Annotated in this window: 25 protein-coding genes; 16 read left to right on the top strand and 9 right to left on the bottom strand. The window is 63.0% G+C overall.

Features of this window, described 5'->3' with window-relative positions; translation table 11 throughout:
* Entirely contained in the window at positions 1–474 is a 474-nt protein-coding gene (locus ACP146_RS18980) for a DUF1203 domain-containing protein (RefSeq protein WP_422368322.1), read from the bottom strand.
* A 124-nt stretch (positions 475–598) separates the two neighbouring features.
* Here ACP146_RS18980 and ACP146_RS18975 point away from each other — a divergent pair, with 124 nt between their 5' ends.
* The 4 genes from ACP146_RS18975 (at position 599) to ACP146_RS18960 (ending at position 3,843) form a co-directional block, all read left to right on the top strand.
* On the top strand, positions 599–1,387 hold the full coding sequence (locus ACP146_RS18975) for an SDR family NAD(P)-dependent oxidoreductase (RefSeq protein WP_422368321.1): 789 nt from the start codon (positions 599–601) through the stop codon (positions 1,385–1,387).
* 198 nt (positions 1,388–1,585) lie between these two features.
* A complete protein-coding gene (locus ACP146_RS18970; protein WP_422368320.1) occupies positions 1,586–2,389 on the top strand; it encodes an extracellular solute-binding protein in 804 nt (267 codons plus the stop codon).
* Positions 2,390–2,560: 171 nt separating this feature from the next.
* Positions 2,561–3,073, top strand: coding sequence for a sigma-70 family RNA polymerase sigma factor (locus ACP146_RS18965; protein ID WP_422368319.1), 513 nt, complete (start codon positions 2,561–2,563; stop codon positions 3,071–3,073).
* 8 nt (positions 3,074–3,081) lie between these two features.
* Complete coding sequence (locus ACP146_RS18960; RefSeq protein ID WP_422368318.1) at positions 3,082–3,843, top strand: anti-sigma factor family protein; 762 nt, start codon at positions 3,082–3,084, stop codon at positions 3,841–3,843.
* A 20-nt stretch (positions 3,844–3,863) separates the two neighbouring features.
* On the opposite strand, the gene ACP146_RS18955 is transcribed toward ACP146_RS18960, so the two are convergent.
* The gene (locus tag ACP146_RS18955) at positions 3,864–4,181 is read right to left on the bottom strand and encodes a helix-turn-helix domain-containing protein (RefSeq protein WP_422369675.1); all 318 of its coding nucleotides are present in this window, start codon (positions 4,179–4,181) and stop codon (positions 3,864–3,866) included.
* A gap of 187 nt (positions 4,182–4,368) precedes the next feature.
* On the opposite strand from ACP146_RS18955, the gene ACP146_RS18950 reads away from it, so the two are divergent.
* Positions 4,369–4,806: a nuclear transport factor 2 family protein gene (locus ACP146_RS18950; RefSeq protein ID WP_422368317.1), complete on the top strand. Its 438-nt coding sequence runs from the start codon at positions 4,369–4,371 to the stop codon at positions 4,804–4,806.
* Here ACP146_RS18950 and ACP146_RS18945 read toward each other — a convergent pair.
* The 3 genes from ACP146_RS18945 to gcvA are packed head-to-tail and all read right to left on the bottom strand — an operon-like array spanning position 4,763 to position 7,222.
* Positions 4,763–5,695 carry a DMT family transporter gene (locus ACP146_RS18945; protein WP_422368316.1) on the bottom strand — a complete coding sequence of 311 codons (933 nt, stop codon included), beginning with the start codon at positions 5,693–5,695 and terminating at the stop codon, positions 4,763–4,765. The two genes, ACP146_RS18950 and ACP146_RS18945, sit on opposite strands and share 44 nt — an antisense overlap.
* Positions 5,692–6,279 carry a TetR/AcrR family transcriptional regulator gene (locus tag ACP146_RS18940; protein ID WP_422368315.1) on the bottom strand — a complete coding sequence of 196 codons (588 nt, stop codon included), beginning with the start codon at positions 6,277–6,279 and terminating at the stop codon, positions 5,692–5,694. Before ACP146_RS18940 ends, ACP146_RS18945 begins: the two co-directional genes overlap by 4 nt.
* 46 nt (positions 6,280–6,325) lie before the next feature.
* Positions 6,326–7,222, bottom strand: a complete 897-nt coding sequence (gene gcvA, locus ACP146_RS18935; RefSeq protein ID WP_422368314.1) for a transcriptional regulator GcvA — start codon at positions 7,220–7,222, stop codon at positions 6,326–6,328.
* A 324-nt stretch (positions 7,223–7,546) separates the two neighbouring features.
* Between gcvA and mgrA the strand changes: the two genes are divergently transcribed.
* From mgrA to ACP146_RS18915, 4 genes are all read left to right on the top strand, one after another.
* On the top strand, positions 7,547–8,590 hold the full coding sequence (gene mgrA / locus ACP146_RS18930) for an L-glyceraldehyde 3-phosphate reductase (protein ID WP_422368313.1): 1,044 nt from the start codon (positions 7,547–7,549) through the stop codon (positions 8,588–8,590).
* A 179-nt stretch (positions 8,591–8,769) separates the two neighbouring features.
* Positions 8,770–9,315, top strand: a complete 546-nt coding sequence (locus ACP146_RS18925; protein WP_422368312.1) for a PAS domain-containing protein — start codon at positions 8,770–8,772, stop codon at positions 9,313–9,315.
* A gap of 59 nt (positions 9,316–9,374) precedes the next feature.
* A complete protein-coding gene (locus tag ACP146_RS18920) occupies positions 9,375–10,505 on the top strand; it encodes a hypothetical protein (RefSeq protein WP_422368311.1) in 1,131 nt (376 codons plus the stop codon).
* 20 nt (positions 10,506–10,525) lie between these two features.
* Entirely contained in the window at positions 10,526–11,032 is a 507-nt protein-coding gene (locus tag ACP146_RS18915) for a DinB family protein (protein WP_422368310.1), read from the top strand.
* 38 nt (positions 11,033–11,070) lie between these two features.
* Here the strand turns inward: ACP146_RS18915 and ACP146_RS18910 are convergent, their stop codons facing one another.
* Complete coding sequence (locus ACP146_RS18910; RefSeq protein WP_422368309.1) at positions 11,071–12,078, bottom strand: aldo/keto reductase; 1,008 nt, start codon at positions 12,076–12,078, stop codon at positions 11,071–11,073.
* 212 nt (positions 12,079–12,290) lie between these two features.
* Here ACP146_RS18910 and ACP146_RS18905 point away from each other — a divergent pair, with 212 nt between their 5' ends.
* From ACP146_RS18905 to ACP146_RS18885, 5 genes are all read left to right on the top strand, one after another.
* Positions 12,291–13,250 carry an ABC transporter substrate-binding protein gene (locus tag ACP146_RS18905; protein ID WP_422368308.1) on the top strand — a complete coding sequence of 320 codons (960 nt, stop codon included), beginning with the start codon at positions 12,291–12,293 and terminating at the stop codon, positions 13,248–13,250.
* Between the two features lie 59 nt (positions 13,251–13,309).
* Entirely contained in the window at positions 13,310–14,212 is a 903-nt protein-coding gene (locus ACP146_RS18900; protein ID WP_422368307.1) for an ABC transporter permease, read from the top strand.
* Positions 14,209–15,003, top strand: a complete 795-nt coding sequence (locus ACP146_RS18895) for an ABC transporter ATP-binding protein (RefSeq protein ID WP_422368306.1) — start codon at positions 14,209–14,211, stop codon at positions 15,001–15,003. The genes ACP146_RS18900 and ACP146_RS18895 overlap by 4 nt, the downstream gene beginning before the upstream one ends.
* Before the next feature lie 86 nt (positions 15,004–15,089).
* Positions 15,090–15,314, top strand: a complete 225-nt coding sequence (locus tag ACP146_RS18890) for an AbrB/MazE/SpoVT family DNA-binding domain-containing protein (RefSeq protein ID WP_422368305.1) — start codon at positions 15,090–15,092, stop codon at positions 15,312–15,314.
* Complete coding sequence (locus tag ACP146_RS18885) at positions 15,314–15,709, top strand: type II toxin-antitoxin system death-on-curing family toxin (protein ID WP_422368304.1); 396 nt, start codon at positions 15,314–15,316, stop codon at positions 15,707–15,709. Before ACP146_RS18890 ends, ACP146_RS18885 begins: the two co-directional genes overlap by 1 nt.
* Positions 15,710–15,723: 14 nt before the next feature.
* Here ACP146_RS18885 and ACP146_RS18880 read toward each other — a convergent pair whose 3' ends face one another.
* Complete coding sequence (locus tag ACP146_RS18880) at positions 15,724–16,608, bottom strand: DMT family transporter (RefSeq protein ID WP_422368303.1); 885 nt, start codon at positions 16,606–16,608, stop codon at positions 15,724–15,726.
* A 162-nt stretch (positions 16,609–16,770) separates the two neighbouring features.
* Here ACP146_RS18880 and ACP146_RS18875 point away from each other — a divergent pair, with 162 nt between their 5' ends.
* Positions 16,771–17,697 (top strand): LysR family transcriptional regulator, encoded by a 927-nt coding sequence (locus ACP146_RS18875; protein ID WP_422368302.1) that lies wholly within the window; start codon positions 16,771–16,773, stop codon positions 17,695–17,697.
* 23 nt (positions 17,698–17,720) lie between these two features.
* Here the strand turns inward: ACP146_RS18875 and ACP146_RS18870 are convergent, their stop codons facing one another.
* Entirely contained in the window at positions 17,721–18,344 is a 624-nt protein-coding gene (locus tag ACP146_RS18870; RefSeq protein ID WP_422368301.1) for a LysE family translocator, read from the bottom strand.
* Positions 18,345–18,401: 57 nt separating this feature from the next.
* Complete coding sequence (locus ACP146_RS18865; protein ID WP_422368300.1) at positions 18,402–18,638, bottom strand: hypothetical protein; 237 nt, start codon at positions 18,636–18,638, stop codon at positions 18,402–18,404.
* A gap of 312 nt (positions 18,639–18,950) precedes the next feature.
* On the opposite strand from ACP146_RS18865, the gene ACP146_RS18860 reads away from it, so the two are divergent.
* Positions 18,951–19,679 (top strand): hypothetical protein, encoded by a 729-nt coding sequence (locus ACP146_RS18860; RefSeq protein WP_422368299.1) that lies wholly within the window; start codon positions 18,951–18,953, stop codon positions 19,677–19,679.
* Positions 19,680–19,713 lie beyond the last annotated feature (34 nt).

Raw genomic sequence — 19,713 nt, 5'->3', positions numbered from 1 at the left:
CTATCCGCGCTCGATGCGGAACTGAAAACAGTTGTTGTTCGCCGAACGAACGTGAATGTAGGCGATCTTGGGGTCCGCGAAGATTTTCGCCGCGGCGGTTTCGATCTCCGCCGGCGCGACCACCTTGCCGGTGCCGTAAACGATCCGATCGTTCGTGCCGTAGCCGCGGATCAGTATCCCTTCACGCGTCTTCAGATAGGCCGGGACGCCGGCAGACTCCGAATGGCGCGGGCAATCCCCGGCGTGAATGAAGAGCGGGCCGACCTCGGCATAGGGCTGGGCGCCCGGGAAGGGGCGGTGGGCCAGAACCAGAAAGGGATCGCCCTCCGGCATATCCTCCAGGCAGTGGCGGCAGGGGTTGCCGCCGCCGTCGGAAACCTGGGGCTCCGGCGTTTGGCCGTTTGCATCCTTGCCGCCGTTGCGCAGGCTCTTCACGGTCTCGCTGTCCAACGCGACAAATCGCAGAGAAGTCATGGGTTCCTCCGGGTTTAGGCCGATTTCCGGAGGATGCGAGGCTTCGGCTCAGCGCTCTATCCGCTTCTTGTGCTCGCCGTCGGAAACTGCTCATTTGCTGGCGGCGAGGATCAGGAGTTCTGCAATGACAGTCACGGCAAAAGATCTATCCGAGATATCCGCGCTGGTGGTCGGCGGGACCTCCGGCATCGGCTTCGCGGCGGCGGAGGCCCTGCTGAGGGCCGGGGTGCCGCGGCTGCGTGTGGTGGGGCGCAACCCTGAGCGGGCGGCGCTGGCCGTGGACGATCTGCGGCGCATCGACGAGGGGGCAGATGTCGGTGCTCTGGTTCTGGATTGCGGTGACGGGGTGGAGGCGGAGAAGATGGCCGAGGCGGCCGCCAAGGGCATGGAGGGCATCGACCTGCTGGTCTGCTCGCCCGGTGGCAACAACCTGCCGGAGCTGCTGTTCCGCCAACCTATCGCCCAGTTGAACGACACGCTGCTGCAGGACCTGGCGCCGACCTTGAACGCCTGTCGCGCTGTTCTGCCGGTGATGATGCAGGCTGGGAGTGGCTGTATGCTCACAGTCGCTTCCGATGCCGGCAAGGTGGCGACGCCAGGAGAAACCGTGATCGGTGCGGTGATGGCCGCCATTATCCAGTTCACCCGCGGCCTGGCGATCGAAGGCAAGCGCAACGGTGTTCGCGCCAATGCCATCACGCCTTCGTTGGTCGAGGGCACGGCCCTGACCGAGCGCTTGATGGCCGACGGCACCTTTTCCAAGAAACTTTTTGAGAAGGCGCGGCCGCTTGCCGGCCTTGGTCCGACCACGGCGCAGGATCTGGCCGAACTCATCGTCTTTCTGGCCAGCCCGGCGGCGGCGAAGATCACCGGTCAGGCGATTTCGGTGAACGGCGGCATCAGCGCAGCCTGAGCGGAACCAAACCCCTTCCTAGAGGCGGGTGTTCCCCACGAATCGAAGCGGTCATCGGGCTGCTTCACGGCGATGTGATGCCGTGGCGGCTGCAATCGTGGAATAGCCATGACTTGCGGCCCGTAGGTCAGAGGCGTCAGCGCCGGCCCGAAAGCCAGCTTGGCGTCTTTCTTTGACCGAGTGAAGGAATTCCAACTCATGAACAGATTTGCATTGTTCGGTGCCGCCGTGCTGGCCCTATTGTCTACGGCCAGCCTTGCCAAGGCTTCAGGCCTTTACGATCCGGAAGTTGCCCATGCGCCGAAGGACGGCGTCATCCGCGTCTTCGGCCCAGGCGGGCCGCATAGTGCCTTCATCAAAGCAGCCGCTGCATTTGAAGCAAAGACCGGCGTCAAGGTCGAGGTTGTCTTCGGCCCGGAAAGCAAGTGGACCAAGGATGCACAGGCCGGCGCGGATATGATCTTCGGCAGTTCCGAACAGTCGATGACGGCGTTTCTGGAGACCTACCGCTTTGTCGACAGCCGCGATGTTGAACCGCTTTTCATTCGCCGCTCGGTCATTGTTGTCCCCAAAGGAAACCCTAAGGCGATTGCCGGTTTCGACGATCTTTTGCAGCCGGGAATGCGGATTGTCGTGACCGAGGGAAAGGGTGTCTACAACACCTCTGGTACCGGCCTCTGGGAGGATATCGCTGGCCGCCTCGGCGCCCTTGAGGACGTCAGAGACCTGCGGGCCAACATCGTTGCCTTCGAAAAAGGCAGTGGCGCCAGCTTTCGCGCCTTCAAGTCGGGCAATGCTGATGCATGGCTGACCTGGGTGCATTGGCCCCTCGATCACACTGAAGTTGCTGACTTTGTGGAGTTGGAGCCCGAGCGGCGGATTTATCGGGTGACCAATACGGTCGTCTCATCCGACGCGGACCCGGCAACAGAGGACTTCCTTGCCTTCCTGAAGGGTCCTGAAGCAGCTGCGCTCTTCGCGTCGGAGGGTTGGGTCCAATAATCCTATCCTATTCCCAGCGTTCGCCGGGGCCATCGGCCCCGGCGACATCGCGCCGATCCGGTCTCTAAAGTCACCGCGCCTGAAATAAAATCGCCCGATGGCACGTATATAAGGGAAAGGCATCGCCGATCCCAAGCAAGCCCATGGGAAACTCGAGAGGACCGCCCGGGTATGTTGAGGAACCGTTCCTTGTTGATCGCCGAGATTCCACATCTCAGGCGCTATGCACGCAGCTTGGCGCGCGATCCTGATGTTGCCGACGATCTGGTACAGGGCTGCCTGGAACGGGCCTTGTCGCGCTTCCATCTTTGGCAGCCGGAGCGCCGCCTGCGCCCCTGGCTGTTCACCATGCTGCACAACCTTCACGTCGACAGCCTGAGGCACCGCGCCAGCGCGGCGGCGGGGGCGCTGCGTGAGCAGACCGCTAGCCGGCCCAGTCAGCATGCCAGTCAGGAGCATCATCTGACCGCCCGGCGCGTGCTGGCGCAGATCGACCGTCTGCCGCCGGAGCAACGCGATGCGGTGCTGCTGGTCGGCGTCAACGAGCTCAGCTACGGCGAAGCGGCGGCGATTTTGGGCATTCCCCCGGGAACTCTGATGTCGCGACTGCACCGCGGCCGCGCGAAGCTGCGCGAGCACTTGGAAATGACGGAGGGCACACCGGCGATCCGCCGGGTAAAGTGATGGACGCAATGAAAAACACGCGCGCTTTGATAACCACTGAAGACCTGCATGGCTACGTAGACGGCAAGCTGCCGCCAGAGCGCGCCGAGGAGGTTGAGGCCTATCTGCTGGAGCACCCGGACAAGGCCGCCGAGGTGGAAGACTATCGGCGCATCAACCGGGCGCTTGGCAGTGTTTTCGACACGGTACTCGACGAACCGATCCCGGCCGACCAGATCGCCGCAGTACGAGATGCCCGCCCGCGCTTTGCCGTACCTCTAGCTGCCGCGGCGGGGCTGTTGCTGGGTATCGGTCTTACCTGGTTCGCCCAGGGGTTTGATGCTGCCGACGAGCTTGCTCTCGGCCAACTCGCCGAGCGGTCGGCGGCTGCCTATGTGGTCTACGCGCCGGACGAACGCCATCCGGTAGAGGTCGCCGCGTCGGACTCCGAGCATCTTTCGGCCTGGCTCTCCAACCGCATGGGCATGACCTTTCAGATCCCTGGGTTGGGCAATCTTGGTTTCGAACTGGTCGGCGGCCGGCTGATGGTCGGCGACTCGGCGCCTGCCGCCCTTCTGATGTACGAAAACGGACAGGGCCGCCGCCTGGTCATTTATCTGCGCAATGACCTGCCGGAGGCCACCGCCGCTGAGCCGCGCTATGCCCGCGCTGGAAAGACAGGGGTCGTCATCTGGGCGAGGGGGGCCACCGGTTTCGGCCTCGCCGGCGCCTTTTCAGAAGAGGAGCTGTTACCGGTAGCACATCTTATACAGGCCCAACTCTCTTCCTGACCCAACCCGACTCGGATGGGTTAGAGCGCTGACAGCGTCACGTCTTCGCGGTTGTCGGCCAGCGGTCCTGTGGCGGGCGTTATCGTCTGGTTTTGCCGTCGAGACTGGCTTGCACGGCGAAAGTCTCTGGGAGACTGGCCAAAGCGCTTCTTGAAGGCGCGGCTGAAATGGGTGCTGTCGTTGAACCCCCAGCCGTAACTGATTGTCGTGATGCTGGTCTTTGCAAGCTTCGGGTCTTCCAGGTCCTCGCGGCATCTTTCCAGGCGTCTTGTCCAGATCCAGCGCGACGGGCTGACGCCTTCGATACTGAATAGCGACTGAAGGTACCGAGGTGAGATTTTTTGCGAAACACGGCGCTTTCTTTGCCCATGTCGACGTACTTACTACTTTATTCGCGCGTAGAAAGACTGTCGGAATCGGAACAAGAAGATGACTCCATCGGAAGAAGCGAAGGGATCGAGGGAATAAACCTGTGGGTTCATCCGTAGGTCAGATGCCGCGAATATGAAACCGGAGTCTTTCTTGATGGTGAAATCTCATCTCTCGAGCTTTTTGGGGCTCGTCCTGCTCACGGGATGTGCTGCCGGCCAGGCAGTTGCGGAGACCGCCTCCGAGCGCGCTACCGCCCACTTTCAGGCGATCGGGCAGGGCCAACTCGATGTCGTTACCGCCGCCTACACCGATGCCAGCACATTTCAATGGATCGGCGGGCCGCTGGACGGTGAGTACAAAGGCAAGTCAGCCATTGCCGAGGTCTGGCGGAAATTCACCGCTGCCCAGGGCAAGCTGGAGGTAGCGGTTGCCAACGTTACCGAGAATGGCAATCCTAAGGGTTCTACGGTGACAGCAGACGTCATGTTCAAGGGAAAGAAGACCATTCCCGTGCGTTATGTACTGACCTACCGCGGCGCCGACTTGGTCACGGAGATCTGGCAGATCGATCCGAAGCTGGCACAGTACTGAGCTTACCCCTGTTATTGCCTTCTGGGTGTTGGTGCCGGTTCGCCAGCGCCACGCCGAGAAGGCAGAGGGCGAAGCCGGCCCAGCCGGCTGGACTGAGGGCCTCGCCGAACATCGCCCAGGCCCAGATCATGGTGACGGGGGGCGTCAGGTAGATGAGGCTGGAGACCCGCGTCGCCGTGGTGCGTTTCAGGCAGAGCCAGTAGAGGCCGTAGCCGCCCAGAGTCGAAAAGACGATGAACCAAGCCACGGCGAAGAGGAAATCACGATCCAGCGGCGGGACGAAGTTACCTTCCGACAGCGTCAGGATCAGAAAAACCGGCGTTGCGACAAGGCAGTGGATGGCGAGAGCGGGCAGAGGGGCGGTTGAGTCGCCTGGAGTCTTGGCATAGAGCGTCGCCCCGACCAGACTGGCCATGCCCAAGAGGCAGAGACCATAGGCCCAGACGGGCGCGTCGCCGCTGCTGCCGCCGACCGCCAAGGCGACACCGGCGAAGCCGAGCAGCAGGCCGAACCATTGACGCCGTCCCACCAACTCCCCGAGCAGCGGGCCGGCCAGTGCCGCGGTGGCCATCGGTTGCAGCGCCCCGATGAGAGCGGCCAGACCGGCGGGTACGCCCAGTTCGATACCCTTTAACCCGGCGGCCAGATAGACCGTCATGCCAAAGAACCCGATGATCGCCTGCCGGCAAAACTGGGAAGCGCTCAGGCCTTTGCGCAGAGCCTGGACAGTAAAGGGGGCGAGCAGCAGGCTGGCGATCAGAAAGCGCCAGAAAAGAACCAGAAAGACTCCCGGCGTGTCGGCTGACAGCTTGCCGCCGATGAAGCCGGAACTCCAGGCGACCACCATCGCGGCTTCCAGCAGCAGCGTGACCAGCAGCGCACGGTTCATGTGCGGTGCTGCGTCGTCGGTATTGGCGATTCCTGGTTCAATAGATCTTCCGCAGCATCGCGCGCTTGCTTGATGGCAGCCCGGTTGCCGAGAAAGCCGCAAGTGGCTACTGCGCCTTCAAGCAGAAGAAAGATTCTGGGTGCCAGCCTGCGCGCGGCGGCGGCGTCCCAACCGCCTTCGCGCAGGTGTTTGCGGCAAAACGCCAAGTAGTCTTTCTTGTGCTTTTGGACACGTGTGCGGACCGCCGGTTCCTCGGGGTGCTCCGATGCCGCCCGTAGAAAAAGGCAACCATTCTCGTTGCCAGGCTTCTGTTCGGCCCAACTCAACATGCCGTCAAACAGACTGAGAACCCGGTCCGGGCCCTTCTTGCCCGCTGCGACTTCGTCAAGCCTGGCGAAGAAAGCGGCTTCTCTGTAGTCAAGCACGGCGACAACAAGATCAGCTTTTCCATTGAAATGACGATAGAGCGTTCCCAGAGCGACGCCGGCGTCCGCAACCACGCGGTCGATGCCGGTGGCGGCAAATCCCTCGGTATAGAAAAGCCGGTCCGCGGTCGCGACCAGCGTATCGCGCTTGCTGCTCATGTCTTGTGATTAGAACGAACGTTCTAGTTTTGTCAAGGGAAGCGGATCAGGATGCTGCCTGGGCGCTCTGTGCTTCGTCTTCCAGCCAGGCACAGAAGGCCTTCACCTTGGGCCGCTCGAAGGCGCCCGGCGGAGCTGCCAGAAAGTAGGCGGGCTCACTCGGTACCCGCAGATCGAAGGGTTCCACCAGGCGGCCGGCAGCCTGGTCATCGGCGACGAGAACCCTCTGGCCCAGCGCCACGCCCTGGCCTTCGATCGCCGCCTGCATCATCAGGCCGGCATCGCTGAACTGCGGACCGCGGCGCTGGGCAAGCTGCTCCAGCCCGGCCGCCTGCAACCATTTGATCCAGTCGGGGAACATCAGCCTCAGCATGGTGTGGTGCTGCAGATCCTCTGGCCTGCGCAACGGCCGGGGGCTGCGCAACAGGGCCGGGCTGCAGACCGGGAACAGCTCCGTCGTCATCAGGAGCCGCGCCGCCGCGCCGGACCAGTTGCCGCTGCCGAAGCGTATGGCCAGATCGATGTCGTCCTCGCCAAAGCTGGTCAGGCTGTTGGCGGTGGAAAGGCGGACGTCGAGGTCGGGTTGCTCGGCCTGGAACCGGGCCAGCCGGTGCACCAGCCATTTGGCCGCGAAGGACGGTGTGGTGGCGACGGTCAGCCGACCGCCCCGGTCGGCATAGCGGGCCTGCTGGGTGGCCGTGGCGATCTGGTCCAGGGCCGGGCCCAGCGCCTGGGCGTAGTCTTTTCCCGCCGCGGTCGGAACGATCCCTCTGGCCTGGCGCAGGAAGAGCTTCACACCGAGGCGCTCCTCCAGGTGCCGGACCTGTTGGCTGACGGCCGCCGGTGTAATCGCCAGTTCCGTCGCCGCCTTGGTGAAGCTGCCGTTGCGGGCGGCGGCTTCAAAAGCGCGCATGGCGATCAGGGGCGGCAGGTCGCGGGCCAAGGCAAGTTCCAAAAGATAAGTTAAACTTAGTCTCAGCTTAGTTCTTTTCGTTTGTCAAGCGTCGGGCGCGAGACCATCTTCCGACCACACTCCCCAAGTGAGTGGCTGTCCTCCCTCCCATCCAGGATGGCTGCGTTCTGTGGACCCGCGTGATGGAAAGCACCGCCCTTCGCTTGTCGTCACGCGGGTTCCCAGGTTTCAACCAGGCGTAAAATCGCGCGCCTCTGCGTTGTCAGACGCTAAGCTGTGCTATAGGAAAGGCAGGGACACTTCGTCCTCGCCGCCGCCCTGAAAAGAACATCCCTGACGCAACAGGAGATCGCCATGTCCGAATTCTCGCCTTTCCTTGCCCGCGCGGAACGCTACGACAGCATGACCTACAATCGCTGTGGCCGCAGTGGGCTGCACCTGCCGGCGATTTCCCTGGGATTGTGGCACAACTTCGGTGGCGACCGGCCCTATGAGAACGGCCGCGCCATATGCCGCCGCGCCTTTGATCTCGGCATCACCCATTTCGATCTGGCCAACAACTACGGCCCGCCGCCGGGCTCCGCCGAGTCCAATTTCGGGCGCATGTTGAAGGCTGATTTTGCGCCTTACCGCGACGAACTGGTGATCTCCTCAAAGGCCGGCTACGACATGTGGCCGGGCCCCTATGGCATCTGGGGCAGCCGCAAGTATCTGATGGCCAGTCTCGATCAGAGCCTGCAGCGCATGGGCCTCGACTACGTCGATATCTTCTACTCGCACCGGGTCGATCCCGAGACGCCTCTGGAAGAAACCATGGGCGCGCTCGACGCCATGGTCCGCCAGGGCAAGGCGCTCTATGTCGGCATCTCTTCTTACGGGCCGGAGAAGACGCGCGAGGCCGCGCGTATCTTGCGCGAACTGGGAACCCCCTGCCTGATCCATCAGCCGAGCTATTCCATGCTGAACCGTTGGGTCGAAGACGACGGCCTGCTGCCGGTTCTGGAGGAAGAGGGGATCGGCTGTATCGCCTTTTCGCCGCTGGCCCAGGGCATGCTGAGCAGCAAGTACCTGAAGGAGGTGCCGGTGGACAGCCGCGCCGCGGCGGACAAGTCGCTGAATCCGAAGCTCATCTCCAAGGACAATCTGGAGAAGATCAAGGGTTTGAACGAGATCGCCCAGCGGCGCGGTCAGAGCCTGGCGCAGATGGCCGTGGCCTGGGTGCTGCGCGATCCGCGGATCACCTCCGCCCTGATCGGCGCCAGCAGGGTCGAACAGGTCGAGGATTGTGTGGCGGCGCTCGACAACCAGACCTTTACCGAGGCCGAGCTGGCAGAGATCGACGGTTTGGCGACCGAAAGCGGCATCAACCTCTGGGCGGCTTCCAGCGCCCATGGATAGAAAGCAAGCTGCCTCCGAGTATCCAGGGTTTGTGCCAAAAGCCTGCTGTCAAGGCGCGCAGCGATAGGCGACACCCGGCGACAGGCTATGCTATGCTAAGCCCCTGTATCGCGCTGGGTGTTGGCGCGTAAGCTTGCGCGGTTGGGGTCCTGCGCAGGGCAGGAAGGGATGGGATCAGCGTGATATCGTCGATCGAGAGCGCGGCGCTGAAGGCTTTGCTCTCCCATTATCTGGAAACACTCGGCGCCAAGCGTTTGCCGTCGCGCCAGGACATCGATGCGCTGAAGCTGGGCAGCGCCCTGCCCGTCATCTGGATAAGCGAATACGAACCCGCCGCCGGAACTTTTCGCTACCGCCTCGCCGGCGAAGAGGTGAACGATGCCTTCGGCCAGTCGGTCAACGGACGCCTGCTGTCTGAGATTGTCTCGGCGGATCGCTTCGACTCGGTGAACGCGGCCTTCCGCCGTGTGATCGAAGAGGAAGCGGCAATGTTGGCTGTCGGCCCGGTTTACCGCTGTACCGACCGTGTCGCTTTGGGTGAGCGCCTGGCCTTGCCGCTGTCCAGCGATGGAGAAACGGCGGATGGACTGATCGGTGCGACGGTCCGCAAAACCCTGGTCGATCTCGATATCGCCGTGATGCAGGAACAGAAGCTCGTCTACGTTCCCGTGAATGACCTGGCGGAACCGACGAAGCGCGAAGCCGCCGGCCGCCTGCGCGGGTGACTTGCCGGGCTGCGATGATCACGCTCTGCCGGATGCACGGCGCACCGGACGAACAATCAGTGACTCGCTCTGAACTGCCCTTGCTGCGTCTCTGTCTTGTTGTTCTTCTCTTCATCTCCTTGGGGGGCTGTTCACCGCTGCGGGTTATCGAGTCGGTTGACCTGCTCACTGACATCGCTGCGGGTGAAGTGCCGCCCGGCATCGAGCGGCAGGCCGTCACCTTTAAGGTTGAGGACCGCGAAGGGGCCGGTGACCTTTATCGGAGCATGAGTGAGACGCCGCGGGCCGGCCTCGTCGTCCTGCCGGGCGCGAGCCCGCAGGGCCGTGACGACCCCAGGGTTGTCGCCTTTGCCGCTGCATTGGCCGATGCCGAGTTCGCGGTTCTGGTACCGGAGATCGAGAACCTGCGCCGGCTGACGATTTCCTCCGACGACACCCGGGTCATCGCCGACGCTCTGGTTTATCTTGACCGGCAACAGGGCGGCGACCGGCCGCTCGGCGCCGTCGCGATTTCCTACGCGGTCGGACCGACGGCACTGGCGACGCACCAGCCGGAATTGCGGGACCGGGTCGATCTTCTCGTCGGTATCGGCGGTTACTACGACAGCGCGGCGGTGGCGACGTTTTTCACCACCGGCTATTTCGAAGATCCCGAGACCGGGTCATTGCGTTACCTGGAACCCAACAGCTACGGCAAGTGGGTTTTCGTGCGGGCCAACGCCGAACGCCTGCGTGAACCCCGTGACCAATGGCTGCTCTCCGCCATGGCCGACCGCCGGCTTGCCGACCCGTTAGCGCCTCTGGAGGATCTTGAAGGCCGCCTGGGACCGGACGGCAAGGCGGTTTCTGATTTTCTGAACAACCGCGATCCGGCGCGGGCGGCGGCACTGATCGCCGCCTTGCCGCCCGGCGTGCGCGCGGAGATGGAGGCCCTGGATCTTTCTGCGCAGGACCTGAGCGGACCCGGCCCGCTGCTGGTGCTGGTTCATGGCCGCGACGACGCCATCGTGCCTTACAGCGAAAGCCTGGCTCTCGCCGCGGCGGTAACAGAGCCAGGCGATGCGCCGCGCGCCCGGGTTCATCTGCTGGGCGGTCTCGACCACGCGGACCTTGAGTCCGTCTCGCTGGGGGACGCCTTTACCTTGGTTCAGGCGATCTACGATGTACTCTTGGTACGTGACAGCGGATAGACCAACCCAAGGAAAATGCAATGTTGATCATGCCCGGCTACGTGATGGAGATGGCGGCGCACAACACCTGGCAGAACGGCGTGGTCTTCGGCCTTGTCGATCCGCTTGACGATAGGGAACGCCGCCGCGAGCGCGGCATGTTCTTCGGCTCCATCCACCATACCCTGGATCATATCGCGGCCATCGACCGCTGGATTCTGGAGGTGCTGGACGGTGCGGAGCCGTGGCGCTTCGACATGAAGGAGATCATCCACGCCGGCTGGGCTGAACTGAAAACCGAGCGCGAACGCCTTGATGAGCGTATCCGGAAGCTGGGCGATCGCGTCGACCAGGCTTGGCTCGATGCGGTGATCGAATTCGACAGCTCGGTTTTCGGGCGCATCAGGAAGATTCCCCGCGGGCTCTATGTGACCCAGATGTTCAGCCACCAGACCCATCACCGCAGCCAAGTCTTCTCGGAGCTTTGGCGCATGGGCATCGACTATGGCGGCACCGACATCCCCTTCAGGCCGGACAGTCCTTATTAGGGTTCACAAAGGCAATTCAAACACCCGGTCGAGTGTCGTTACCATCCCGGCCGGCCTGTAATCGGATAGCGCGGGTCGTTGTAGCCCGGCGTCGAGGGGTGGCCCGGCGGGACCAGGCTGTTGAGCAGCGCCTCGTCTTCGGCGTCGAAGGTCTTGTCGAGAGCGGCGACATAACCCTCCCAATGCTCCATGGTGCGCGGGCCGGCCAGGATCGAGGTGACGATGGGATTGGCCAGCACCCAATTGACGGCGAAGTCACCGGGGGTCATGCCCTTGGCCTCCGCGTGCTCCTTGATCTTCTGGGCGATGACCAGGGACTCCTCGCGAAACTCGGTTTCCATCATGCGCACGTCCTTGCGGGCGGCGCGGGTGCCTTCCGCTGGCGTCGCGCCCGGTGCGTATTTGCCGGTCAGCACGCCGCGTGCCAGCGGGCTGTAGGGCACCACGCCCAGGCCGTAGTATTCGCAGGCCGGCAGGATCTCCACCTCCGGCACCCGGGTCATGGCGTTATAGTAGGGCTGGCAGACGACCGGCCGGTCAATGCCCGCCAGTTCAGCCAGGCGCACCAGTTCGCAGATCCGCCAAGCGCGGAAGTTGGAGACGCCCCAATAAATTGCCTTGCCGGCGCCGAGCACGTCGGCCACCGCAGAAATCGTTTCTTCCAGCGGCGTGGTGTAGTCGTCGAGATGCAGATACCAGATGTCGACATAGTCGGTGTCCAGCCGGTCGAGGCTTTCCTCGATGGCCTGCAGCAGCCACTTGCGCCCCAGACCGGCACCGTTGGGCTGGTCGCCCTTCATCGGATTGCCGGCCTTGGTGGCCAGAACCCAGGAATCACGGTCCTTGGCGATGGCTCGGCCGACAATCTTCTCCGACTCGCCGGCGGCATACTGGTCGGCGGTATCGATGAAGTTCACGCCCCGGTCGCGGGCATGGTCGATGATGCGTTTGGCCTCGGCTTCTTCGGTCTGGTCGCCGAACATCATGGTGCCCAGACAGATGGGGGAGACGGTCAGGCCGGAGCGGCCGAGTTTGCGCATATCCATGGGGATCCTCGCTGCGGGAGCTTATTCGTGGACGGATTTAGGGATGAAGTGACGCCGCGAGTGTAGTCCGATACCGGCCGTTCGGGCAACCTTCCGTCACATCTGTTGCATGACTGAAACAGCTTGGGTCTTGGACTGCCGCGGGGGCGCGTGCTAAGCCAATAGGCAACTTCAGAAACGTCTTGAATATGCGGAACGGGAGCGAGATCGTCATGCGTGTCGGACAGCTTTTTTCATCCTTCGCCGTTGCAGCACTGATCGCCGGCGCGGCCCAGGCGGCCGACGTCACCGTGGCCACCACCGCCATCGTCGAACATCCGGCCTTGGATGCGGCGCGCGACGGGGTGCGTGACGAACTGGCTGCCGGCGGTTATGTGGAAGGCCAGAACCTGCGCTTCCTCTATGAGAGCGCCCAGGGCAACCCGGCCACCGCCGCGCAGATCGCCCGCAAGTTCGTCGGCGAGTCGCCCGATGTCATCGTGCCGATCTCCACTCCCTCGGCGCAGGCCGTCGCTTCGGCGACCCAGGACATTCCGATCGTCTTTTCGGCGGTGACCGACCCGGTCGGTGCCAAGCTGGTCGGCGATCCGATGAAGCCGGGCGGTAATGTGACCGGCATGTCCGATCTCTCGCCGATCGGCAAACACCTCGATCTCATCAAGCAAATCACGCCGGAGGCCAAGACCCTCGGCGTGATGTTCAATCCCGGTGAGGCCAACTCGCTCAGCCTGCTGGAACTGGTGAAGCAGGAGGCGCCAGGGCGCGGCCTTACCGTGGTCGAGGGACCGGCTACTAAGACCTCCGAGGTGCTGGGGGCGGCGCAGAGTCTGGTCGGCAAGGCGGACGTCATCTATGTACCGACCGACAACACCATCATTTCGGCCTTCGAGGCCGTGGTGAAAGTCGGCATCGACAACAGGCTACCGGTTTATGCCGGCGATACGGACTCGGTCGCGCGCGGCGCCATTGCCGCCCTCGGCTTCAACTACTACGACGTCGGCCGCCAGACCGGGAAGATGGTCCTGCGCATCCTGAAGGGCGAGGCACCCGGCGACATCGCGGTTGAGGGTGTCGACATCACCGAGCTTTATGTGAATCCCGGCATGGCGGAGAAGATGGGCGTCACCATTCCAGACGCGCTGATCCAACAAGCCAAAGAGGTCGTGCGCTAAGACCATCTGAACGAAAGACGCCCAAGGACCGTGCCGCCGCAAACGGGCCTGCAAAGCTTATGAATCTCGTTTCCTTCCTCGGGGCGATCGAAATCGGCCTTGTCTATGCGCTGGTCGCCCTGGGGATCTATTTCTCCTTCCGCATCCTGAACTTTCCGGACCTGACGGTGGACGGCAGCTTTCCCCTGGGCGCTGCCGTCGCTGCGGCCCTCATCGTCTCCGGCGTCGATCCGTACCTGGCGACGCTTTTTGCGGTCGTCGCCGGGGCGCTTGCCGGTCTGGTGACGGCGGTTCTGAATTTGCGCTTCGGCATCCTTCATCTGCTTGCCTCGATCCTCACCATGATCGCGCTCTATTCGATCAACCTGCGCATCATGGGGCGGCCCAACATTGCGCTGATCACCGAGCCGACGGTACTGACTCCTTTCGAGGGTCTCGGGCTCTCGGGCCTCTACTTGAAGCCTCTTGTTGGCCTTGTCGTGGTGCTCGCGGTCGCCGGGCTGGCGGCCTGGTTCCTGACCACCAACTACGGCCTTGGCATGCGCGCCACCGGCGCCAACCCCCGTATGGCCCGGGCGCAGGGTATCGCCACGGCGAAGGTGACCGCCGTCGGTATGGCGCTCTCCAATGCGATGGTGGCGCTCGGCGGCGCGCTCTTTGCGCAGATGAACGGTTTCGCCGACGTGACCATTGGCACCGGCACCATCGTTGTCGGCCTGGCCGCCGTGATTGCCGGAGAGGCGATCTTCCGCGCGCGCGGTGTGGTGATTGCCGTGGTCGCCTGCGTCGTCGGCTCCATCCTCTACCGCATGGCCATTGCTCTGGCACTCAACGCTGATGCCTTGGGGTTGAAGGCGGCCGACCTGAACCTCGTGACCGCCATCCTGGTGGCGCTGGCGCTAATCCTGCCGGGTGCGCGCAACCCTTTCAAAAGCCTGTTCAGGCGGGGAGGCGACGCATGATCCGGGTAGAGGATCTACGGGTTACCTTCAGCGCCGGCACGGTCATGGAAACCCGTGCCCTGCAGGGTCTCTCCGCCGAGGTTGCTGCCGGGGAGTTTGTGACCGTCATCGGCTCCAACGGTGCCGGCAAGTCGACCCTGCTGAATTGCCTGACCGGTGATGTCGCGCCGACCGCCGGGCGCATCGTCATCGATGGTACCGATGTCAGCAGCTGGCCGGCGCCGCGCCGCGCCGCCCTGGTGGCCCGCGTTTTCCAGGACCCCTTGGCCGGTACCTGCGAAGGCCTGACCATCGAAGAAAACCTCGCCCTCGCCGCCGCAAGAGGCACCCGCCGCGGGTTGGACAAGGCCCTGACCGCCGCCCGCCGTGAGGAGTTTCGCAGCAAGATCTCCCGCCTCGGACTCAATCTGGAAAACCGTCTCGGCGACCGCATGGGCCTGCTGTCCGGCGGGCAGCGCCAGGCGGTCAGTCTGGTGATGGCGACCCTGCGGCCGACCAAGATCCTGCTGCTCGACGAACACACCGCGGCTCTGGATCCGCGCATGCAGGCCTTTGTGCTGGACCTCACCCGCGAGCTGGTGGAGGCCGAAAAACTCACCACCCTGATGGTCACCCACTCAATGCGCCAGGCGCTCTCGCTTGGTACCCGCAGCTTCATGCTGCATGAGGGCAAGGTGGTGCTGGATGTGGCGGGTGAGGAAAGATCCCGTCTTGAGGTCGGCGATCTCATGGCCCTCTTCGCCAAGGTGCGTGGCGAAGAATTGGACAGCGATTCCCTGTTGCTGAGCTAGCGATCGACGACCATATAATTATACAATTGTATAATTATATGGTGTATCTTGCAGCTGTTCCCTGGGTCAGCGAAGGAGCCGGATCGATGTCCGAACCCGTGAAAATCCGCAAGATCGGAAACTCTCTTGGCGTGACGCTCTCAGAGCACGTGCGGGCAATGGGTCTCAAGGAGGGGGATAGCCTCTACGTCGTGCAAACTCGCGACGGTATCGAACTCACACCCTATGACCCCGACTTTGCAGAGGCTTTGGAAGCCGCCGGCGATTTTGTCCGGAGGTACCCCAATGCCATGAAGAAGCTGGCTGAGTAATGAACCGCCGTTGGTTGACCCTCGCCATGGTGATGGCCTTTCACCGTGAGTCCATTGCCCGCTTCGGCGGTAGCGACGGGGTGCGCGATCAGGGCCTGCTGGAAAGCGCGCTGGCCCGCCCGCGGAACCGGGCCGGTTACGAGGACGAAGTCTCTCCCTTCGCGCTGGCGGCCGACTACTGCTTCGGCATCATCCGCAACCACCCATTTATCGATGGCAACAAACGCAGCGGTATTCTGGCTGGTGCCGTTTTCCTCAGTCTGAACGGTTATGACTTTGAGCCGGAAGAGACAGCGGTTGTTCAAGTCATTCTCGATCTGGCGGCCGGCAATGTCGATGAAGAGTTCCTGGCCCGGTGGTTTGAGGACTCTTCGAAGCCGAAAATCGAAGGTTGAAGGCAGAACAGCTACTAGCGCGCTTTGGCCACCGCGAGGTATCCGGCGCCGCCGCAGATCATCACGGCGCCGAGCACGGCGGCCAGACTGGGCCACTCATCGAAAAAGAAGATACCGAGAAGCGCTGCGAAGACCACGCCGCTGTACTTGATCGGCACCAGTTCGCTGGCGGCGGCCAGGCGAAAGCCACGGATGTTGCAGTACTGGCCGATGATCGCGACCGGGCCCATGGCGAGCAGGATCGCGATGTCGCCTGCCGGTAACTGATCCCACCAGGAGGCGGTAAGGAACAGCAGCAACAGGCTGGCGCTGCCATTGACCAAAGTGAGGGTGCGCTGGGTTGTGTCGTTCACCGCAGTGAAGCGCAGCAGCACCACCTCGGCCCCCCAGGCGAAGGCCTGGACGAGGGCGGCGGCGGCGCCCAGCGAAATCCAACCGGCAGCACTGATATCAGGTTCGGCCACGACGATGGCGCCGGTCAGGCAGATGATCCCGGCCGTCGCGTCTGCGATGGTCAGTCGCTCTTTCAAGAAAAGCGCCGAAAGGATGACCGCGAAGACGCCATTGGTCATGGCGATCGCCTGGGCGTTGGCCAGGGGGATATGCGTCACCGCATAGGTACCGAAACAGACGCTCGCAATACCAAAGCAGGCCCGCAGGCCATGCAACTTGTTAAGGCGTCGGCGCCGGGGGCCGATCAATTCCGGTAATGCACCGCGGGCGCCGTGGGCCTGCAGGAAGAACGGCAGGATGATCATGAAGCCCGCGAGATAGCGCAGGAAGGCGACCTGAGGCGGTGTCACCGCCGCCGAGGTCAGCTTCGGCAGCATGAACATAAAGGCAAAGAGAAAGGCCCCCAGGGTCACCCAGGTCATGGCCTTTGCGAGATCGCGCGACAAGAGGCGCCTTCCTCCGGATTTCGAGCGGTTGGTCAGGGAATGTCCAGGCCGGAACGTCTGCACCGGCGGCATTGTGGGTTATATCATTGGTGCATGGAAGATGGATTTATTGTATATCTGTCATGCTCTGATGAATGGAGCGCGGAGACCGGAGGAACGGCGATGAAACACAATGTGCTGGCGGAGATGAACTGGGACGACCTGCGGGTGCTCAATGCCGCCGCCGACAGCATGAGCCTTTCGGCAGCCGCGCGGCATCTGGGGATCAGCCAGCCAAAAGCCAGCCGCCGCATACGGGCGCTGGAAGACATGCTGGGCGCGCGCCTCTTCGAACGGCTGCCGAGCGGTTTGGCCCCGACCCCGGCGGGCCGGCAGATGATCCCCCTGGTGGCGGAGATGGCCAAGGCGGCGGATGCGGTTGCCCGTCTGCGCCCGGCGCTGCCGGAAAGTGCCAGCGGCACGGTGCGGATCTCGGCCATGGAGACGGTGTCGCGCTACCTCAGCCGCCGGATGGATCGGCTGTTCGCGGCGGCGCCCGGGGTCGAGATCGAACTTCTGCCGGCTCATGCGGACGTGAACCTCTGGCGCCGCGAAGCCGACCTGCAGATCCGCGAATGCCTGCCGGAGGGGGCCAGCCTGATCGTCACACGCCTGGGCGACGTCGGCTACGCGGTCTATGGCGCGCGGGAACTGATTGCCCGTCAGCCGGCCGCCCGCAGCGAGGCGCGCTATGACGCCTGCGACTGGATTGGCTTCAGCGAGGACCGTTTGTTCTTTCCGATGCAGAAAAAGTGGCTGGACAGCCGCCTTTCACGCCCGCCGCGCCTGCGCAGCACCGACATGGATGTGGTGCTTGAGGCTCTGGCCGAGGGGGTCGGTCTGGCTGTCGTGCCCTGTTGCCTGGCCGACAGCGATCCGCGCCTGGAACGCCTGACCCCGCCGATCGATGGCCTCGGCAAACGTCAGCACCTCCTGAGCCATCGCGACATGCTGCGCGAGCCAGCGGTCCGCGCGATTGCCGATGCCTTGAAAGCACTCTTTGCGGCCGAGCGGCGCTTTTTGAGCGGAGAAGATCTGACGGCTGCGTGACCGCGCAGCTTGGCTGCCTGTTTCTAAGACCGCCGCAAAGAGAGGGTGAGCAAACCTGCGCCGACCAGAAGGGCGCCGCCTGCTCGATTGAGCGCGCGGCGCCAGTCGGCGCGGGACAGGCGCTTGCGCAGGATCTCGGCCGTCAAGGCATAACCCGTGTTGATCGGCAGAACGAGCAGCAGGAAGGTCGCCCCCAATATTGCCATCTGCGGCGCGACAGCTTCGCCGGTGTTGAGGAACTGCGGAAAGAAGGCGGAGAAGAAAATGATGCCTTTCGGGTTCAGCAACGTGACCAGAAAGGCTTCCCGCAGCATACGCCGCTTCGTCGATGCCATAACGCCGGATGCCAGACCGGAATCCGCAACCGGCGCACGCCACTGACGGATACCGAGATAAATCAGATAGGCCGCCCCGATCCACTTCATCACCAGGAAAGCTTCTGCAGAAGCTGCCAGCACGGCACCCAGACCGGCGAAGGAAAGCGCCATGCTGGTTGCGATCCCCGGCAGAACTCCGAAGACTGTTGCCAGCCCGGCGCGCTTGCCCTGCTGCAGGGTGTAGGCGACGACCAGCAGATTGGTGGGACCGGGGATGGCGATCAGAAGCGCCGCGGCCAGAGTGAAAGCGAGCCAGAGATCAAAGGACATGGGCAGCGGTCCAACGCCGGGACGGAAAGGGACGATGCCGCAGTCTAGCGCCCTGGATCAGTCGTTGTCTTTCTTCTTCGCCATCTCGCCGCGCAGTCGGTCCTGGAACTTACCGCCGTCCTGACGGGTCGCCAGAAACTGGCGCACGGCCTCGCCGGCGGATTCACGATCATAAGGTTCCCAGCCATCGACCTTGGTCAGAAAATGATCGAGGACGCGCTGATCGATCCGCCCGCGCAGGGCGCTCAATTGTCGCAGCAGATCACTGCGAAGATCTTTCGAAGAACCGCTCATTCGGATCGCTTGCTGGGTTCAAAAACCGCGAGGCGTTCTGACTCATTTTTGTCATTCTACAAGGCGAGGCGGCAATCTTTCGTTAACGCCCCCGGATCGCCTATAAGCTAGGGTTTGTCCGGCTTGTCGGCTTGATCGCACTGGGTCACAATGGTAGAAGATGCGCCCGTCTCGATCAAAGACAGCGCGATTTCAATCGGTTAGATCCGGCCTCCGACAGTCTTGAGCCGGTTCCGCGCCGCCTGATTGGAATTCGCTTTGTGGGACTGACTTTGAGGTTGGGAACCAGGAAGAACGAGAGCGTTAACCGGTATGTCTTTGGGCTTGCATGAAAATCGCCAGCGCCGCCGTCGGCGATTCTGGTGGGGCGTGACCAAGTGGTCTCTGGCTTTGGCTGCGATTGTCGCTGCCGGAGCCTATTCCTATCGCATCGGCGCCCAGCTTGCCGCCCGTGACGTGACCAAGGCGGAACAGCGGATCGCGGAGTTGAGCGAAGAAGTGTCGGGGCTGGAACGCCAGTCTGCCGCCTTGGCAGCGGAACTCGCAAAGTCCAAGGAATCCATCACTGCCTGGCAGGCCCGCTACGAAAAAGAGGTGCCGACCGGCTTCGTGCGCGAGCTGATGAGCATGGTTCAGCAAAAGCTCAGCGCCGGCGCCGATGAAGAGCGCCTGGCGTTCCTGATCTCGGCGGCGGAGAAACCGCGGACCTGCGACGATCAACCGGAGACCAAGCGCTTTATCGTCACCACCTCGCTGCAAAAAGGCGCCAACGATGCGGTCAGTTTCGCCGACCGCAGCATCACGGTGACCGGCAACGGAACAGCGGCGCGCGATGCAAACGGCAACATCGAAGCCTGGTTCGACCCCAATCAGCCGATATCGGTTTCCTTTACGGCTTTGGGGGGCAAGTCGGTGACGGCGGAAGGAAGCTTGCCGTTGCATCATTCGGTGGTTGTCGGCAGCAACGAGTACCGTTTCACGGTTTTGCCGGGCGCACGCGGATTCCTGAGCGTTACGGCGGATCGCTGCGACTATCCCTGACGGCCTGTATTTGACGCGCCTCCTCCGCCGCGCC

The sequence above is a fragment of the Pelagibius sp. genome, assembly GCF_965249265.1.
Taxonomy (GTDB): Bacteria; Pseudomonadota; Alphaproteobacteria; order Kiloniellales; family Kiloniellaceae; genus Pelagibius.
The sequence above is the reverse complement of the archived record's forward strand: the minus strand, read 5'-3'. Positions and strand labels throughout refer to the sequence as shown.

Excerpts from the sequence above, each read along its gene's own strand:
- ACP146_RS18980 (WP_422368322.1), bottom strand. The coding sequence starts at position 474 with ATGACTTCTCTGCGATTTGTCGCGTTGGACAGCGAGACCGTGAAGAGC.
- ACP146_RS18975 (WP_422368321.1), top strand. The coding sequence starts at position 599 with ATGACAGTCACGGCAAAAGATCTATCCGAGATATCCGCGCTGGTGGTC.
- ACP146_RS18970 (WP_422368320.1), top strand. The coding sequence starts at position 1,586 with ATGAACAGATTTGCATTGTTCGGTGCCGCCGTGCTGGCCCTATTGTCT.
- ACP146_RS18965 (WP_422368319.1), top strand. The coding sequence starts at position 2,561 with ATGTTGAGGAACCGTTCCTTGTTGATCGCCGAGATTCCACATCTCAGG.
- ACP146_RS18960 (WP_422368318.1), top strand. The coding sequence starts at position 3,082 with ATGAAAAACACGCGCGCTTTGATAACCACTGAAGACCTGCATGGCTAC.
- ACP146_RS18950 (WP_422368317.1), top strand. The coding sequence starts at position 4,369 with ATGGTGAAATCTCATCTCTCGAGCTTTTTGGGGCTCGTCCTGCTCACG.
- ACP146_RS18945 (WP_422368316.1), bottom strand. The coding sequence starts at position 5,695 with ATGAACCGTGCGCTGCTGGTCACGCTGCTGCTGGAAGCCGCGATGGTG.
- ACP146_RS18940 (WP_422368315.1), bottom strand. The coding sequence starts at position 6,279 with ATGAGCAGCAAGCGCGATACGCTGGTCGCGACCGCGGACCGGCTTTTC.
- mgrA (WP_422368313.1), top strand. The coding sequence starts at position 7,547 with ATGTCCGAATTCTCGCCTTTCCTTGCCCGCGCGGAACGCTACGACAGC.
- ACP146_RS18915 (WP_422368310.1), top strand. The coding sequence starts at position 10,526 with ATGTTGATCATGCCCGGCTACGTGATGGAGATGGCGGCGCACAACACC.
- ACP146_RS18910 (WP_422368309.1), bottom strand. The coding sequence starts at position 12,078 with ATGGATATGCGCAAACTCGGCCGCTCCGGCCTGACCGTCTCCCCCATC.
- ACP146_RS18905 (WP_422368308.1), top strand. The coding sequence starts at position 12,291 with ATGCGTGTCGGACAGCTTTTTTCATCCTTCGCCGTTGCAGCACTGATC.
- ACP146_RS18900 (WP_422368307.1), top strand. The coding sequence starts at position 13,310 with ATGAATCTCGTTTCCTTCCTCGGGGCGATCGAAATCGGCCTTGTCTAT.
- ACP146_RS18895 (WP_422368306.1), top strand. The coding sequence starts at position 14,209 with ATGATCCGGGTAGAGGATCTACGGGTTACCTTCAGCGCCGGCACGGTC.
- ACP146_RS18890 (WP_422368305.1), top strand. The coding sequence starts at position 15,090 with ATGTCCGAACCCGTGAAAATCCGCAAGATCGGAAACTCTCTTGGCGTG.
- ACP146_RS18885 (WP_422368304.1), top strand. The coding sequence starts at position 15,314 with ATGAACCGCCGTTGGTTGACCCTCGCCATGGTGATGGCCTTTCACCGT.
- ACP146_RS18875 (WP_422368302.1), top strand. The coding sequence starts at position 16,771 with ATGAAACACAATGTGCTGGCGGAGATGAACTGGGACGACCTGCGGGTG.
- ACP146_RS18870 (WP_422368301.1), bottom strand. The coding sequence starts at position 18,344 with ATGTCCTTTGATCTCTGGCTCGCTTTCACTCTGGCCGCGGCGCTTCTG.
- ACP146_RS18865 (WP_422368300.1), bottom strand. The coding sequence starts at position 18,638 with ATGAGCGGTTCTTCGAAAGATCTTCGCAGTGATCTGCTGCGACAATTG.
- ACP146_RS18860 (WP_422368299.1), top strand. The coding sequence starts at position 18,951 with ATGTCTTTGGGCTTGCATGAAAATCGCCAGCGCCGCCGTCGGCGATTC.